16 protein-coding genes are annotated in these 14,145 nt (G+C 66.3%); 11 read left to right on the forward strand and 5 right to left on the reverse strand.

Annotated elements, in window-relative coordinates:
• Positions 1-33: 33 nt before the first annotated feature.
• The 10 genes from QPK27_RS10610 to QPK27_RS10655 all read left to right on the forward strand — a co-directional run bounded on the left by QPK27_RS10610 (position 34) and on the right by QPK27_RS10655 (position 10,097).
• Complete coding sequence (locus QPK27_RS10610; protein WP_290418200.1) at positions 34-717, forward strand: histidine phosphatase family protein; 684 nt, start codon at positions 34-36, stop codon at positions 715-717.
• 218 nt (positions 718-935) lie between these two features.
• Entirely contained in the window at positions 936-1,961 is a 1,026-nt protein-coding gene (dusB, locus tag QPK27_RS10615) for a tRNA dihydrouridine synthase DusB (protein WP_290418201.1), read from the forward strand.
• Between the two features lie 82 nt (positions 1,962-2,043).
• Positions 2,044-2,277 (forward strand): helix-turn-helix domain-containing protein, encoded by a 234-nt coding sequence (locus QPK27_RS10620; RefSeq protein ID WP_290418202.1) that lies wholly within the window; start codon positions 2,044-2,046, stop codon positions 2,275-2,277.
• An 88-nt stretch (positions 2,278-2,365) separates the two neighbouring features.
• Entirely contained in the window at positions 2,366-3,952 is a 1,587-nt protein-coding gene (gene purH, locus QPK27_RS10625) for a bifunctional phosphoribosylaminoimidazolecarboxamide formyltransferase/IMP cyclohydrolase (RefSeq protein WP_290418203.1), read from the forward strand.
• Positions 3,953-4,187: 235 nt separating this feature from the next.
• Positions 4,188-4,727, forward strand: coding sequence for a crossover junction endodeoxyribonuclease RuvC (gene ruvC, locus QPK27_RS10630; protein WP_290418204.1), 540 nt, complete (start codon positions 4,188-4,190; stop codon positions 4,725-4,727).
• Positions 4,728-4,760: 33 nt separating this feature from the next.
• Positions 4,761-5,339, forward strand: a complete 579-nt coding sequence (gene ruvA / locus QPK27_RS10635) for a Holliday junction branch migration protein RuvA (RefSeq protein ID WP_290418205.1) — start codon at positions 4,761-4,763, stop codon at positions 5,337-5,339.
• Positions 5,340-5,351: 12 nt separating this feature from the next.
• Entirely contained in the window at positions 5,352-6,419 is a 1,068-nt protein-coding gene (gene ruvB / locus QPK27_RS10640; protein WP_290418206.1) for a Holliday junction branch migration DNA helicase RuvB, read from the forward strand.
• A gap of 108 nt (positions 6,420-6,527) precedes the next feature.
• Positions 6,528-8,339, forward strand: coding sequence for a CIA30 family protein (locus QPK27_RS10645; protein ID WP_290418207.1), 1,812 nt, complete (start codon positions 6,528-6,530; stop codon positions 8,337-8,339).
• A 16-nt stretch (positions 8,340-8,355) separates the two neighbouring features.
• The gene (locus QPK27_RS10650; RefSeq protein WP_290418208.1) at positions 8,356-9,495 is read left to right on the forward strand and encodes a sensor histidine kinase; all 1,140 of its coding nucleotides are present in this window, start codon (positions 8,356-8,358) and stop codon (positions 9,493-9,495) included.
• Entirely contained in the window at positions 9,492-10,097 is a 606-nt protein-coding gene (locus QPK27_RS10655) for a response regulator transcription factor (RefSeq protein WP_290418209.1), read from the forward strand. The genes QPK27_RS10650 and QPK27_RS10655 overlap by 4 nt, the downstream gene beginning before the upstream one ends.
• 23 nt (positions 10,098-10,120) lie before the next feature.
• Here QPK27_RS10655 and QPK27_RS10660 read toward each other — a convergent pair whose 3' ends face one another.
• The 5 genes from QPK27_RS10660 to QPK27_RS10680 form a co-directional block, all read right to left on the reverse strand.
• On the reverse strand, positions 10,121-10,543 hold the full coding sequence (locus QPK27_RS10660) for a hypothetical protein (RefSeq protein ID WP_290418210.1): 423 nt from the start codon (positions 10,541-10,543) through the stop codon (positions 10,121-10,123).
• 211 nt (positions 10,544-10,754) lie between these two features.
• A complete protein-coding gene (locus tag QPK27_RS10665) occupies positions 10,755-11,279 on the reverse strand; it encodes a hypothetical protein (RefSeq protein WP_290418211.1) in 525 nt (174 codons plus the stop codon).
• A 79-nt stretch (positions 11,280-11,358) separates the two neighbouring features.
• Positions 11,359-11,700: a multidrug efflux SMR transporter gene (locus QPK27_RS10670; protein WP_290418212.1), complete on the reverse strand. Its 342-nt coding sequence runs from the start codon at positions 11,698-11,700 to the stop codon at positions 11,359-11,361.
• Positions 11,701-11,761: 61 nt separating this feature from the next.
• Positions 11,762-12,211 (reverse strand): DUF2147 domain-containing protein, encoded by a 450-nt coding sequence (locus QPK27_RS10675; RefSeq protein ID WP_290418213.1) that lies wholly within the window; start codon positions 12,209-12,211, stop codon positions 11,762-11,764.
• Between the two features lie 102 nt (positions 12,212-12,313).
• On the reverse strand, positions 12,314-12,508 hold the full coding sequence (locus QPK27_RS10680) for a hypothetical protein (RefSeq protein ID WP_290418214.1): 195 nt from the start codon (positions 12,506-12,508) through the stop codon (positions 12,314-12,316).
• A gap of 157 nt (positions 12,509-12,665) precedes the next feature.
• Between QPK27_RS10680 and QPK27_RS10685 the strand changes: the two genes are divergently transcribed.
• Positions 12,666-14,141 carry a sodium:alanine symporter family protein gene (locus QPK27_RS10685; protein WP_290418215.1) on the forward strand — a complete coding sequence of 492 codons (1,476 nt, stop codon included), beginning with the start codon at positions 12,666-12,668 and terminating at the stop codon, positions 14,139-14,141.
• Positions 14,142-14,145: the final 4 nt, after the last annotated feature.

Here is a 14,145-nt window from a genome sequence, read left to right on the forward strand (position 1 = left end):
GATCATGCCCCGAGGTTCGGGCACTGGAACCTCATGTCGTCGACTGTCGAACACGCGCCGCCGGGCGCCACCACCATCCTCCTGATCCGCCACGGCGAAACCGCCTGGAATGCCGAACGCCGGCTGCAGGGGCATCTGGATATCGCGCTCAATGCCGAAGGCGAGCGCCAGGCGGCGGCGCTGGGACGGGCACTGGCGGGCGAGCGGATCGACCTGGTGCTGTCGAGCGACCTGGGGCGGGCGCGCCAGACGGCCGAGGCGATCGCGCTGGCGCGTGGCCAATCGTCGGATAGTGTCCTGCGCGATCCGAAGCTGCGCGAGCGCTGTTATGGCGGCTTCGAAGGACTGCTGTACAGCGAAATCGCGGCGCGCTTTCCGCTCCAGTTTGCGGCCTGGCAGGCGCGTAATGTAGATGCCGAACTGCCGCCAGGGGAGAATTGCGGGGAGACCTTCCGTCAGTTCTTCGACCGGGCATTGAGCGCGATCCTGGGGCATGCGGGACAGCATCCGGGCAAGACGCTGGCGCTGGTGGCGCACGGCGGGGTGCTCGAGTGCGCTTATCGTGCGGCGCTCGGGCTGCCGCTGGAGACGCCGCGCGACTTCAAGATCCACAACGCGAGCGTCAACCGCTTCGTGGTGCAAGATGGAAAGTTGACCTTGCTGAGCTGGGGTGAGGTAGAGCACCTGCAACGCAAAGTGCTGGACGAGCTGTCGTAGCCGGTAGTGCTGTCTCCAATGCCGGGTTTGGCAGTATGGAGACCTTGCGTCATTGCGTAAACACGCGGCCGTTGTTGCTGTCCGATCGCACCAGCAAACCCCTTTTTTAGCACGTTGCCAATATCGCACGCGCAACAATCGAAAAAATTGTGCTGATAATTTGAGCAGCGCTTGGGGTAAAATAGCAGGTTCCCGAGAAACTTTTGTGATTTTCTTCTGTGCAAATCGGTCCTTATCATCTGCGAAATAACGTCTTCGTCGCCCCCATGGCCGGGGTGACCGACCGGCCGTTCCGCCAGCTGTGCAAGCAGCTTGGCGCCGGCTACGCGGTGTCCGAGATGGCGGCGTCGAATCCGCGCCTGTGGGCCAGCGAAAAGACCTCGCGCCGCACCGACCACGCGGGCGAGATGGAACCGAAGGCGGTGCAGATCGCCGGCGCCGATCCGAAAGACCTGGCTGACTGCGCGAAGTTCAACGTCGAGCGCGGCGCCCAGATCATCGACATCAATATGGGCTGCCCGGTCAAGAAGGTCTGCAACAGCTGGTGCGGTTCGGCCCTGCTGCAGCACGAAGACCTGGTCGAGCGCATCCTGCACGCCGTGGTGGAAGCCGTCGACGTGCCGGTGACGCTCAAGTTCCGTACCGGCTGGGACCGCCAGAACAAGAACGCGCTGCGCATCGCGCGCATGGCCGAGCAGGCCGGCATCCAGATGCTGACACTCCACGGCCGCACCCGCGCCGACGGCTACAAGGGCGAGGCGGAGTACGACACCATCCGCGCCGTCAAGGCGGAGGTAGCGATTCCGGTGGTCGCCAATGGCGACATCACCACGCCCGAAAAGGCCAAGTTCGTGCTCGACTACACCGGCGCCGACGCCGTGATGATCGGCCGCGCCGCCCAGGGCCGGCCCTGGATCTGCCGCGAGATCGACCACTACCTGCGCACCGGCGAACACCTGCCGGCGCCGCTGGTGGAAGAAGTGCGCGCGCTGATGAACGAGCACCTGCCGGCGCACTACGCCTTCTACGGCGACTTCATCGGCGTGCGCAGCGCGCGCAAGCACATCGGCTGGTACGTGCAGGATCTGCCGGGTGGGGAAGAATTCCGCCAGCGTATGAACCTGCTGGAATCGACCACCGAGCAATTGGCCGCAGTCGATGCCTTTTTTGAATCGCAACGGCGGCATGGCGAGCGGTTACAATACCGCCCCGCGCATCCTGCCCTCGACGCGATCGCGGCATAGCAGGCACCAGAAGAAGAACAACAGGGGACGCGCTGCGCGAGAGCGGAGCACTTATCAACACCAGGATGAAGCAGCAGAAGACATGAGCAAAGAAAGTATCCAGGAAGTCGTCCAAAAGAGTCTTGAAGACTATTTCAACGATCTGGGCGAGCAAAAGCCGTCCAATATCTACGACATGATGGTGCTGACCGTCGAAAAGCCGGTCCTCGAGGTCGTGATGTCGCGCGCCGACGGCAACCAGTCGCACGCGGCCCAGATGCTGGGCATCAACCGGAACACTTTGCGCAAGAAACTGCAGGAGCACGGGCTGCTCTAAGCGTGGCATGTCGTGGCCGCGCGTCGTGGCGTGTGGCCAATCCAGGTCCGCACTCCCGCCGCACGAATTACCAACCATAGGCCACACCATGATCAAACAAGCTCTGATTTCCGTTTCCGACAAAACCGGCGTGCTCGATTTCGCACGTGCGCTGAGCGCGTTGGGCGTCAACATCCTGTCCACCGGCGGCACCGCCAAGCTGCTGCAGGATAACGGCGTGCCGGTGACCGAAGTCGCCGACTACACCGGCTTCCCGGAAATGCTGGACGGCCGCGTCAAGACCCTGCACCCGAAAGTGCACGGCGGCATCCTGGCCCGCCGCGACTTCCCCGAGCACGTCGCCAAGCTGGAAGAGCACGGCATTCCGCAGATCGACATGGTGGTGGTCAACCTGTACCCGTTCCAGCAGACCGTTGCCAAAGAACAGTGCTCGCTGGAAGACGCAATCGAGAACATCGACATCGGCGGCCCGACCATGCTGCGCTCGGCGGCCAAAAACCACCGCGACGTGGTGGTGATCGTCGACCCGCTTGATTACGGCGTGGTGCTGGCCGAAATGAAGGGCGCCGGCGAAGCGACCGGCCCGGTCAGCTATGAGACCAAGTTCCGCCTGGCCAAGAAAGTGTTCGCGCACACCGCGCAATACGACGGCGCCATCACCAACTACCTGACCAGCCTGGGCGAAGACCGCGCGCACGCGACCCGTTCCAGCTTCCCGCAGACCCTGAACATGGGCTTCGAGAAAGTGCAGGACATGCGCTACGGCGAGAACCCGCACCAGGGCGCCGCGTTCTACCGCGACATCGTCACCATCGACGGCGCGCTGGCCAACTACACCCAGCTGCAGGGCAAGGAACTGTCGTACAACAACATCGCCGACGCCGACGCGGCCTGGGAATGCGTCAAGTCGCTCGGCGGCCTGGGGCAATCGGCCGGCTGCGTGATCGTCAAGCACGCCAATCCGTGCGGCGTGGCGATCGGCGTCGATGCGCTGGACGCCTACTCGCGCGCGCTGCAGACCGACCCGACCTCGGCGTTCGGCGGCATCATCGCCTTCAACGTCGAAGTCGACGGCAAGGCGGCCGAAGCGCTGGCCAAGCTGTTCGTCGAAGTGCTGATCGCGCCGTCGTTCACCGCTGAAGCGCGCCAGATCATGGCGGCCAAGCAGAACGTGCGCCTGCTGCAAATCGCCCTGGGCGCCGGCCAGAACGCCTACGACGTCAAGCGCGTCGGCGGCGGCCTGCTGGTGCAGTCGCCGGATGCGAAGAACGTGGAACTGGGCGACGTGCGCGTGGTCAGCAAGAAGCAGCCGACCCAGCAGCAGCTGCAAGACCTGATGTTCGCCTGGCGCGTGGCCAAGTTCGTCAAGTCGAATGCGATCGTGTTCTGCGGTAACGGCATGACGCTGGGCGTCGGCGCCGGCCAGATGAGCCGCATCGACTCGGCCCGTATCGCCTCGATCAAGGCCCAGAACGCCGGCCTGTCGCTGGCGGGTTCGGCGGTGGCGTCGGATGCGTTCTTCCCGTTCCGCGACGGCCTGGATGTCGTGGTCGACGCCGGCGCAACCTGCGTGATCCACCCGGGTGGCTCGATGCGCGACCAGGAAGTGATCGACGCGGCCGACGAACGCGGCGTGGTGATGCTGTACACCGGTACGCGTCACTTCCGTCATTGATCAGCAGTCAGCAGTAACGTAGGGTCGGCCTCGGCGGCCCCGCGCGCCGCCGCCGACGCGTTCAACCGGCATTGAAATGGATGCCGTGCTTGCATTCAACCGGTCGTTGAACGCGTCGGCGGGAAACCCGCCAACCCTACGGACATCAAACAGGATGTAGTCCAATTGGATACGCACCTGTGTTTTTGCACAGTATTTTTCCCACGAACACCCCCAGCCGGGGTAACATTCCATAATGATTATTCTCGGCATCGACCCGGGCCTGCGCACGACGGGGTTCGGCGTCATTGAAAAACACGGCGCCAAGCTGCGCTACATCGCTTCGGGCACCATCAAGACCGGGCTCGAGGGCGCGCTGCCGCCGCGCCTGAAGATCATCCTGCACGGCGTCAGCGAAATCGTCGCCACCTACCGCCCCCAGTGCGCGGCCATCGAAAAAGTGTTCGTCAACGTGAATCCACAATCCACGTTGTTGCTGGGCCAGGCGCGCGGCGCCGCGATCACTGCGCTGGTCGGCGCCGACCTGGACGTGGCGGAGTACACTGCGGTGCAGGTCAAGCAGGCCGTGGTCGGCACCGGCAAGGCGGCCAAGCCGCAGGTGCAGGACATGGTCGCGCGCCTGCTCAAGCTGCCGGGCTTGCCGGGCAGCGACGCCGCCGACGCCCTCGGCGTGGCGATCTGCCACGCCCACGGCATGGACACGCTGGCGTTGCTGGGCTCGCTGTCGCCCGACATGCAGGCGCTGCGCATGAAGAACAGCCGTCTCGTCTCTTAAGCGTTTAAAGAAAACATCCAAGGAACACCCCAGATGATCGGTCGCCTCTCCGGAACCCTGCTCGAAAAAACGCCGCCACACGTGCTGGTCGACTGCAACGGCGTCGGCTATGAAGTCGACGTGCCGATGAGCACTTTCTACAACCTGCCGCATACCGGCGAAAAAACCGTGCTGTTCACGCACCTGGTGGTGCGCGAAGACGCCCACCTGCTGTTCGGCTTCGGCACCGCGTCCGAACGCGCGCTGTTTCGCCAGCTGATCAAGATCACCGGCATCGGCGCGCGCATGGCGCTGGCGATCCTGTCCGGCATGACGGTGGCCGAGCTGTCGCAGGCGGTCACGCTGCAGGAAACCGGGCGCCTGGTCAAAGTCCCCGGCATCGGCAAGAAGACCGCCGAGCGCCTGCTGCTGGAACTGAAGGGCAAACTCGGCGCCGACATCGGCGTCACCGCAGGCGCCGCGCGCGACGACACCCAGACCGACGTCCTGAATGCGCTGGCCGCGCTCGGCTACTCCGACAAGGAAGCGCTGCTGGCGACCAAGAACATGCCGGCCGGTTCGAGCGTCTCGGACGGCATCAAGTTCGCGCTGAAGGCGCTGTCCAAGGCTTAAGGCAAATACGATATGAGTATCCAGACCGACAGTTTCACCGAGCAGCGCATCATCGATGCGGCGCCATCCTCGCCCAACGAGGAAGCGATCGAACGCGCCTTGCGGCCGAAGCAACTGGACGAATACGTCGGCCAGGAAAAGATCCGCGACCAGCTCGAAATCTTCATCAGTGCCGCGCGAAAACGACGCGAAGCGCTGGACCACACGCTGCTGTTCGGCCCGCCGGGTCTGGGCAAGACCACGCTCGCCCACATCATCGCGCGCGAGATGGGCGTCAACCTGCGCCAGACCTCGGGCCCGGTGCTCGAGCGTCCGGGCGACCTGGCCGCGCTGCTCACCAACCTCGAGCCGAACGACGTGCTGTTCATCGACGAGATCCACCGCCTGTCGCCGGTGGTCGAGGAGATCCTGTACCCGGCGCTCGAGGACTACCAGATCGACATCATGATCGGCGAAGGCCCGGCCGCGCGCTCGGTCAAGCTCGACCTGCAGCCGTTCACGCTGGTCGGCGCCACCACCCGCGCCGGCATGCTGACCAATCCACTGCGTGACCGCTTCGGCATCGTGGCGCGCCTCGAGTTCTATAACGTCGAGGAACTGACCAAGATCGTGGCGCGCAGCGCCGCGCTGCTCGAAGCGCCGATCGACCAGGACGGCGCGCGCGAAGTGGCCAAGCGTGCGCGCGGCACGCCGCGTATCGCCAACCGCCTGCTGCGCCGCGTGCGCGATTACGCCGAGGTCAAGGGCAATGGCGAGATCACGCGCGAGATGGCCGACCGCGCCCTGAAGATGCTGGACGTCGACACCGTCGGCTTCGACGTGATGGACCGCAAGCTGCTGGAAGCGGTGCTGTTCAAGTTCGCCGGCGGCCCGGTCGGCATCGGCAACCTGGCGGCGGCGATCGGCGAAGCGGCCGACACCATCGAGGACGTGCTGGAACCCTACCTGATCCAGCAGGGCTACCTGCAGCGCACCCCGCGCGGGCGCATCGCCACGCCGCTGGCCTACCACCACTTCGGCGTCGCCGCGCCGCGCATCAGCCCGACGGGCGACCTGTGGGACAACCTGCCGCCGGCATAAGCCGGTCATAGCGCACCTGACATTTGTCATCCAGGATTGATGGCAAGCGCTTCTGCCGCCGCGGCGGCGGACTGCGCATACTGGTTTCACACAACCCGTGAGGAAACCATGTCCACTCCAGTCCTGAAAGCAGTACTTGCCGCTGCCGGTTTTACGCTATCCACCCTGGCGCTGGGCGCCGCCACCCTGGTCGAGAACGTGCGCGTGTTCGACGGCAAGAGCATGCACGAGCGGCGCTCGGTGCTGTTCGATGGCGGCGTCATCGTCGACGCCGATTTTCGCGGCACGGCGCCGGCCAACGCGCGTATCGTCGTCGGCGCCGGACGCACCCTGCTGCCGGGCCTGATCGACGCCCACACCCACGCCTTCAAGCAATTCGACCTGCCGCTGATGTTCGGCGTCACCACCCAGGTCGACATGTTCACCGCCGTGCCCGTGATGCAAGAGGTCAAACGCAGCATGGCGGCCGGCACCAATGCCGGCGCGGCCGACATGTTTTCGGCCGGCACGCTGGCCACGGCGCCGAACGGCCATGGCACCCAGTACGGCTTCCCGATCCCGACCCTGACTCGCCCGGACCAAGCCCAGGCTTTCGTCGACGCGCGCATCGCCGAAGGTTCGGACTTCATCAAGATCGTGCTGGAACAAGGGGGCAAAGGCACCAGCAAGATGAAGTCGCTCGACGTCGCCACTGCCGGCGCACTGATCGAGGCCGCGCACCGGCGCGGCAAGCTGGCCGTGGTCCACGTCAGCAACGAGGTTGACGCGCGCGCCGTGCTGGAAGCCGGCGCCGATGGGCTGGTGCACCTGTTCCTGGGCGCCGCGCCGCAGCCGGAGGCGGTCGCCAGCCTGGCGCGGCTGGCGAAAGCCAGGAACGCATTCGTGATCCCGACCTTCGCCGTGCTGGAAAGCATGGCCGGGGTGCGTGGCGACGACCTGCTGGCCGATCCCGGCCTGGCAGCGCTGGTCAACCGCGAAGGCGCCGCTACGCTCAAGGCACGCTACGGCGCGCAGGCCAATCCGCAACAGCTGGCCACGCCGAAGGCGGTCACCGCGGCGCTGCACCGGGCCGGGGTGCCGCTCCTGGCCGGCACCGACGCCGGCAATGCCGGCACCCTGTACGGCATCAGCATGCACCGCGAACTGGCGGCTTTGGTCGAAGCCGGCCTGAGTCCGTCCGCGGCGCTGGCCGCCGCCACCAGCGCGCCCGCCGCCGCCTTCAAGCTGGGCCGGCGCGGCTGCATCGCCACGGGGTGCAAGGCCGACCTGCTGCTGGTCGACGGCAATCCGGCGGCGGACATCAAGGCCACGCGCCGCATCGTCGAAGTCTGGAAGGACGGGCAGAGCACGGCCGCCTTGCGCGACGCCAAACGCCAGCAAGTGGCGCGCGAACTCGGCGGCGCCACGCGCCAGGTCTTGCCACCGGACGGCCGCATCAGCGATTTCAGCGCCGCCCGCCTCGCCGGTCCCTTCGGCAGCGGCTGGGTGCCGTCGACCGACCAGTTCGCGGGCGGCAAGTCGAGCGTCAAGCTTGACGTCCTGCCGGCGCTGCCCGACGGCCAGGCGCCGCTGGCGGTGCAGGCGACGGTCGCGCCGGGCCTGCCGTTCGCCTGGTCCAGCGTGGCCTTCATGCCCGGCGCCCAGCCGATGGGGGCGGCCGACCTGAGCGCGGCCAAGACCCTGCGTTTCCGGGTGCGCGGCGACGGCAAGACCTACCAGGTGCTGATGATGGGCGCCGGTAACATGCGGCCCAGCAGCGTGGCGTTCGTCGCCAAGGCCGAGTGGGAAGAAATCAGCATTCCCTTGAACGCCTTCGCCGGCATCGATCCGGCAGCGGTGGCCATGCTAGCATTCAGTGCCGGACCGCAACCGGGCGAGTATCGCTTCGAACTGGTGGACGTGCGCCTGCTGGAACAATAAGAATACGGAGCCAACCATGATGACCACCATCCGGCAAGCGCTGGCGCGGCCCTGGATCCCGCCCGACTACGGCAAGTTGCAATACCTGTGGCTGCTGTCGCTGGGCTATATGTTCTGGAAGTTTGCCTACGTGACGCCGGAACCGCTGGAACTGGTGCTGCTGGCGCTGACCATCGCCTTGTTCATTGCGCTGTACTGCGTCAGCTTCTGGGCGCGCGGCTGGCAGGTGGCGGCTTGCGCGGCGGCCAGTTGCCTGATCGGGGTGCTGTGGACGCCCTGGAACGCGGGCGCCGCCAGCTTCTTCATCTTCGCCTGCGCCATGTGCGCCAGCCTGCCGACGGCGCCGCGCGCGGTCGGCGCCATGCTGGCCGTGATCGCCTGCGGGGGCGCGGCTTCGTTCCTGGCCGGTCCGATGCAGATGGTGTTCCTGCTGCCGCTGCTGCTGGTCGGGCTGCCGGTGGGGCTGTCGACCATGATGGACGTGCGCATGCGCGCGTCGCGCCGGCAGCTGATGCGCAAACAGGAAGAGGTGGAGCACATGGCGCGCATCGCCGAACGCGAACGCATCTCGCGCGACCTGCATGACCTGCTCGGCCATTCGCTGTCGCTGATCGCACTCAAGGCCGAGCTGGCCGGCAAGCTGGCGCCGCACGACATGCGCGCCTGCGCCCGGGAAGTCGCCGACATCGAAGCGGCCGCGCGCGCCGCGCTGGCCGAGGTGCGCACCGCCGTGAGCGGCTACCGCGACAGCGGCCTGGCGCAAGCCCTGGCCAGCGCCCGCGCCAGCCTGCTGGCGGCCGACGTGGCGCTGGACGAACGGGTCGAGCGGGTCGAACTGGCGCCGGCCGCCGAGCACGTGGTGGCGCTGGCCGTGCGCGAGGCGGTGACCAACATCATCCGCCACGCGCGCGCCTCGCGCTGCACGCTGACGCTCGGACGCGAGCAGCATGGCGGCCAGGCGCGCGCCGTGCTGCGCGTGCTGGACGACGGCCGCCTGCGCAGCACCGACGACCTGAAACCCGGCAATGGCCTGGACGGCATGCAGGCGCGCGCGGCGGCGCTGGGCGGACGCTTGTCCCTGCGCGCCGGTGCTGGAGCCGGAACAGGGGCCGGCCTGGCGCTCGAGCTGCAGGTGCCGCTGGAGGCGGCGGCATGATCCGCATCCTGATCGCCGAAGACCAGAAACTGGTGCTGGGCGCCCTCAGCGCACTGCTGCGGCTGGAGCCGGATTTCGAGGTGGCCGGCGGCGCCGCCGACGGCCGCGAGGCGCTGGCGCTGGCCGAACAATTAGTTCCCGACATTGTCCTGACCGATATCGAGATGCCGCACCTGACCGGCATCGAACTGGCCCAGGCGCTGGCCCAGCGCAAGCTGGCCTGCAAGGTGGTGGTGGTGACTACCTTCGCCCGGGGCGGCTACCTGCGGCGCGCGATGCAGGCCGGCGTGCGTGGCTACCTGCTCAAGGATGCGCCGGTCGAGGCGCTGGCGCAGGCGATCCGCGCCGTGCATGGCGGCGGCCGTGCGATCGCCCCCGAGCTGGCGCTGGAAAGCTGGAACAGCGGCAACGATCCGCTGACCGAGCGCGAACGGCAAGTCTTGCGCCTGGCGGGGGAGGGACGCAGCAGCGGCGAGATCGCGCGCCAGGTGCACTTGTCCGAAGGGACGGTGCGCAATTATCTGTCGGAAGCAATCAGCAAGCTCGGCGCCGGCAATCGGGTTGAGGCCTACCGCATGGCGCGCGACGCCGGCTGGCTGTAGCGAAAGGCCGGAGCACCGCCGGCTCAGGCGCGCGGCAGGGCGCGCAGCTGCGGTTCGCGCGGTTCGCGCCGGCGCAGCGGCCGATGGCCCTGGGCGCGCACCACGCGGTATACCAGGGTCAGGTACACCACCAGCGCCAGGCCCAGCATCAGGCTGCACATCCACAGCAGCGCCGGCGCGCCGCCCTGCCACAGGATGGCGGCACTGGCCAGCGAAGGCGGCGCCAGCAGCAGCGCGGCGAGCAAGCGCAGCATCGGAACGCGGCGCATGCGATGGCCGGCCATGCCGATCAGGAAGAAGGCGTCCGAGGCCAACGCCATACAGGCCAGGAAGGCGGCGGCAAAGCGGGCGTCCGGGCTCGCGGCGCCGACCGGGAACAGGATCATGGGTGGCGCCACCAGCACCAGGATGCCGGCGGCAAGGCAGACAAAACGCAGGAACATCATGACGGTTCCTTGCGCAACGCACGATGAGGATTTGTCGGATTCATGGCAAGTCACGGGAAAACGGCCTGCCGGAATGGCAGTCGCGCCACGATATCACATAGTCAATATTGACTAATGAGAATGTGCCAATCGGGCGCGGCCGATTTGTCACTTCCGGTGAGAAAATTTGTCGTGAAATTGTCGCGCGTACCCGGCTGAGCAAGCCGTCGCGCTAGCGGATGACGCGCGAAGCCGGCTGGCCATAGCGGCTGCCGGGCGCGGCCTTGCGCCGCAGCGGTGTCCACTGGATCGGACGCGGCGCCCGTTTCGGCACGATCTTTTTTTGCGGCACGTGCATCAGTGGATAGATGAAAGAAAAATAGAGCAGCACCGTCAGCACCAACAGGAAAGTGCACAGGTAGACCATCATCATGTTGCTGGCGTGCCAGATGACGATGGCGCTGGCGCCGAACGGCACCATCAACAGCAGCGCCGTGAGCGAGCGCAGCAGGTGGTCGCTCTTCATGCGGTGCCCGGTCATCGCCACCAGGAAAAAGCCGCTCGAGGCCAGCGCCAGGCCGACCAGCACGATATACGGTTCGGCCCAGTCGGGAATCCCGTGCGCGGTCGAGGCCAGCAGCGCGGCCGGCAGCAGGATGCCGAACACGCCGCCCGCCAGGCTCAGCAGGCGCAGCACGCGCATCGCCCGTCCGCGAAAGACGGGGCGCGCGGCGCGGGAGACGGTGTTCGAGGGCATGCTGTCGGGCGGATCGGATCAAAAAGTATTGACCACAGCATAGCCGACAACCGGCGTCGTGGGAACAGCGCTACGTTTGCTAGTGCCCGACGCTCTTCGAGAACAGGTTGATCACCATGACGCCGCCGACGATCATCGCCAGCCCGGCGATGGCCGCCAGGTCCAGCGTCTGCTTGAACCAGAACCAGCTTACCAGCGAAATCAGCACGATGCCGACCCCGGACCAGATCGCGTAGGCGATGCCGGTCGGCAGCACGCGCAGGCTGAAGGTGAGCAGGTAGAACGACAGCGCATAGCAGCCGACCGTGACCAGGCTCGGCAAGGGACGGGTGAAGCTGTCGGAGGCTTTCAGGGCGGTGGTGCCGATCACTTCGGACACGATCGCCAGTCCGAGGTAGAGGTAGGCCTGGTTCAGGGTCATTGAAACGGATGCAAAAATGATGGCGGCGCGTCGCCGAGCCGCCGGTGAGATGTTCTGATGCTTATTGCTCGCGCACCCAGGTCTGGCTGCGGCCGAACATCGGGGCGCCGATATAGCCGCGCACTTCGAGCTTGCTGCCGTTGTCCTTCAGCGTGGCCTTGCTCTTGTAGGTCTTGCCGGCTGCCGGGTCGAGGATCTCGCCGCCGCTGTAGTCGTTGCCGTCCTTCTTCAGGCCCGACAGGATGGTCATGCCGATGATCGGCTGGCCCTTGCGCGTGTCGCTGCATTTCACGCATGTCGGATTCTGGTCCTGGTCGGCCGGGCGGTACAGTTTTTCGATCTTGCCGGTCAGGATGCCCGCGTCTTCGGTGATGCGCACCAGCGCCTTCGGCTTGCCGGTTTCGTCGTCGATGGTTTTCCAGGTGCCGACCGGCGAGGCGTTCTGGGCCAGGGCAGCGGCGGACAGGGCGAACAGGGTGGCGGCCAGGCCGGCCTTGGTCAAGTGGCGCATGGTAAGTCTCCAGTGTTGTTGTTGGTAAGCCGAGTGTAGCAAACCCTGCCGCCCGCCGGAGAGCCGGAAATCAGAGGATTCCTTCCACGGCGGCGCCGGCCGTCAAGGCGCGTTGCGCACGTCTTCCGCGGTCACCTGGTGGCGCCGTTCGGCCGGCCGGGTCAGCACGCGCAGGCTGACTTCGAGCGGCACGCCCTGCTGGGCCAGCTGGTGCGCGGCGGGGCGCAGTTGGTCGGCGGCGTCGTGCATCACGGCGTCGATGAGAAGGGCGGTCTTGTAGTCGGTTCGGCGGTCCATGGCGCGATCCTACCATGGCGCACCGATTGTCGGGCGGCACGAAAATTGCTGGACGAACATTCAACTTCCTGTATCTTTGCAATGTTCCCGTTGCACTGTTTTTCAACATAGTCATAAGGCAGATGGCTTTGCGCCACTGTCATAACGAAAGGTGGAGATGATTGATCTGGTGAATGCCATCAACGGCGTGGTCTGGAGCCCGGCGCTGATTGCCCTGTGCCTGGGCGTCGGCCTGTATTTCTCGGTGCGCTCACGCTTCCTGCAGGTGCGTCACGTGGTGGAAATGACGCGCCTGATGCGCGAAGGTAAAAGTTCGGAGCAGGGCGTGTCTTCGTTCCAGGCGCTGGCCATGACCCTGGCCGGACGCGTCGGCACCGGCAATATCGCCGGCGTCGCCACCGCCATCACCTTCGGCGGCCCGGGCGCGGTGTTCTGGATGTGGATGATGGCCTTCCTCGGCGCCAGCTCGGCCTATGTCGAATCGACGCTGGGCCAGGTCTACAAGGAACAGGTCGGCAAGCAGTATCGCGGCGGCCCGGCCTTCTATATCGAAAAAGGCCTGGGCATGAAGTGGTATGCCTGGACTTTCGCCATCGCCACCCTGTTCGCCACCGGCCTGCTGCTGCCGGGCGTGCAGTCGAACTCGATCGCCGAAGGCCTGCGCACCGCAGCCGGCATCGACCCGACCTGGACCGGCATCGGCCTGGCGCTGGTGCTCGCCTTTATCATCTTCGGCGGCGTCAAGCGCATCGCCCACTTCGCCGAGATCGTGGTGCCGTTCATGGCGCTGGCCTATATCCTGGTGGCGTTCGTGATCGTGGTGATGAATATCGAAGCGCTGCCGGGCGTCATCAAGCTGATCGTCACTTCGGCTTTCGGCCTGGATTCGGCGTTCGGCGCCATCCTCGGCCTGGCCATCATGTGGGGCGTCAAGCGTGGCGTGTATTCGAACGAAGCCGGGCAGGGCACCGGCCCGCACGCCTCCTCGGCCGCCGAGGTCAGCCATCCGGCCAAGCAGGGCCTGGTGCAGGGCTTCTCGGTGTACATCGACACCCTGTTCGTGTGCTCGGCCACCGCCTTCATGCTGCTGATCACGGGCCAGTACAACGTCGAGGCGCCGGACGGCACTCCGATGTTCGTCGGCGTGCAGGGCGTGGCGTCCGGTCCCGGCTACGTCCAGACCGCGCTCGAGAACGTGATGCCGGGCTTCGGCGCGCTGTTCGTCGCCATCGCACTGCTGTTCTTCGCCTTCACCACCATCGTCGCCTACTACTACATCGCCGAAACCAATATCGCCTGGATGGACCGCGAAGGCCGCCACCCGTGGCTCAACGTGCTGCTCAAGCTGTGCATCGTGGCGGCCACCATCTATGGCGCGGTGAAGACCGCCGACGTGGCGTGGGGACTGGGCGACATGGGCGTCGGGCTGATGGCCTGGCTCAACCTGATCGCGATCCTGCTGTTGCACAAGGTGGCGTTCAAGTGCCTGCGCGACTACGAGGCGCAGAAGGCGGCCGGCAAGGATCCGGAATTCGATCCGCTGGCGCTGGGCATCGAGAACGCCGACTACTGGGAACGGCGCGCGGCGGCACTGCGCGCCGGCGACGCCGCGAAGAGCGACCGCGCCGCCTGACCGG

It is taken from the genome of Massilia sp. YIM B02443 (assembly GCF_030411955.1).
In the GTDB taxonomy this organism is placed as follows: Bacteria; Pseudomonadota; Gammaproteobacteria; order Burkholderiales; family Burkholderiaceae_D; genus Telluria.

Coding starts and splice junctions, on each gene's coding strand:
- QPK27_RS10610 (WP_290418200.1), top strand. CDS start 34: ATGTCGTCGACTGTCGAACACGCGCCGCCGGGCGCCACCACCATCCTC.
- QPK27_RS10620 (WP_290418202.1), top strand. CDS start 2,044: ATGAGCAAAGAAAGTATCCAGGAAGTCGTCCAAAAGAGTCTTGAAGAC.
- purH (WP_290418203.1), top strand. CDS start 2,366: ATGATCAAACAAGCTCTGATTTCCGTTTCCGACAAAACCGGCGTGCTC.
- ruvC (WP_290418204.1), top strand. CDS start 4,188: ATGATTATTCTCGGCATCGACCCGGGCCTGCGCACGACGGGGTTCGGC.
- ruvA (WP_290418205.1), top strand. CDS start 4,761: ATGATCGGTCGCCTCTCCGGAACCCTGCTCGAAAAAACGCCGCCACAC.
- ruvB (WP_290418206.1), top strand. CDS start 5,352: ATGAGTATCCAGACCGACAGTTTCACCGAGCAGCGCATCATCGATGCG.
- QPK27_RS10645 (WP_290418207.1), top strand. CDS start 6,528: ATGTCCACTCCAGTCCTGAAAGCAGTACTTGCCGCTGCCGGTTTTACG.
- QPK27_RS10650 (WP_290418208.1), top strand. CDS start 8,356: ATGATGACCACCATCCGGCAAGCGCTGGCGCGGCCCTGGATCCCGCCC.
- QPK27_RS10655 (WP_290418209.1), top strand. CDS start 9,492: ATGATCCGCATCCTGATCGCCGAAGACCAGAAACTGGTGCTGGGCGCC.
- QPK27_RS10660 (WP_290418210.1), bottom strand. CDS start 10,543: ATGATGTTCCTGCGTTTTGTCTGCCTTGCCGCCGGCATCCTGGTGCTG.
- QPK27_RS10665 (WP_290418211.1), bottom strand. CDS start 11,279: ATGCCCTCGAACACCGTCTCCCGCGCCGCGCGCCCCGTCTTTCGCGGA.
- QPK27_RS10670 (WP_290418212.1), bottom strand. CDS start 11,700: ATGACCCTGAACCAGGCCTACCTCTACCTCGGACTGGCGATCGTGTCC.
- QPK27_RS10675 (WP_290418213.1), bottom strand. CDS start 12,211: ATGCGCCACTTGACCAAGGCCGGCCTGGCCGCCACCCTGTTCGCCCTG.
- QPK27_RS10680 (WP_290418214.1), bottom strand. CDS start 12,508: ATGGACCGCCGAACCGACTACAAGACCGCCCTTCTCATCGACGCCGTG.
- QPK27_RS10685 (WP_290418215.1), top strand. CDS start 12,666: ATGATTGATCTGGTGAATGCCATCAACGGCGTGGTCTGGAGCCCGGCG.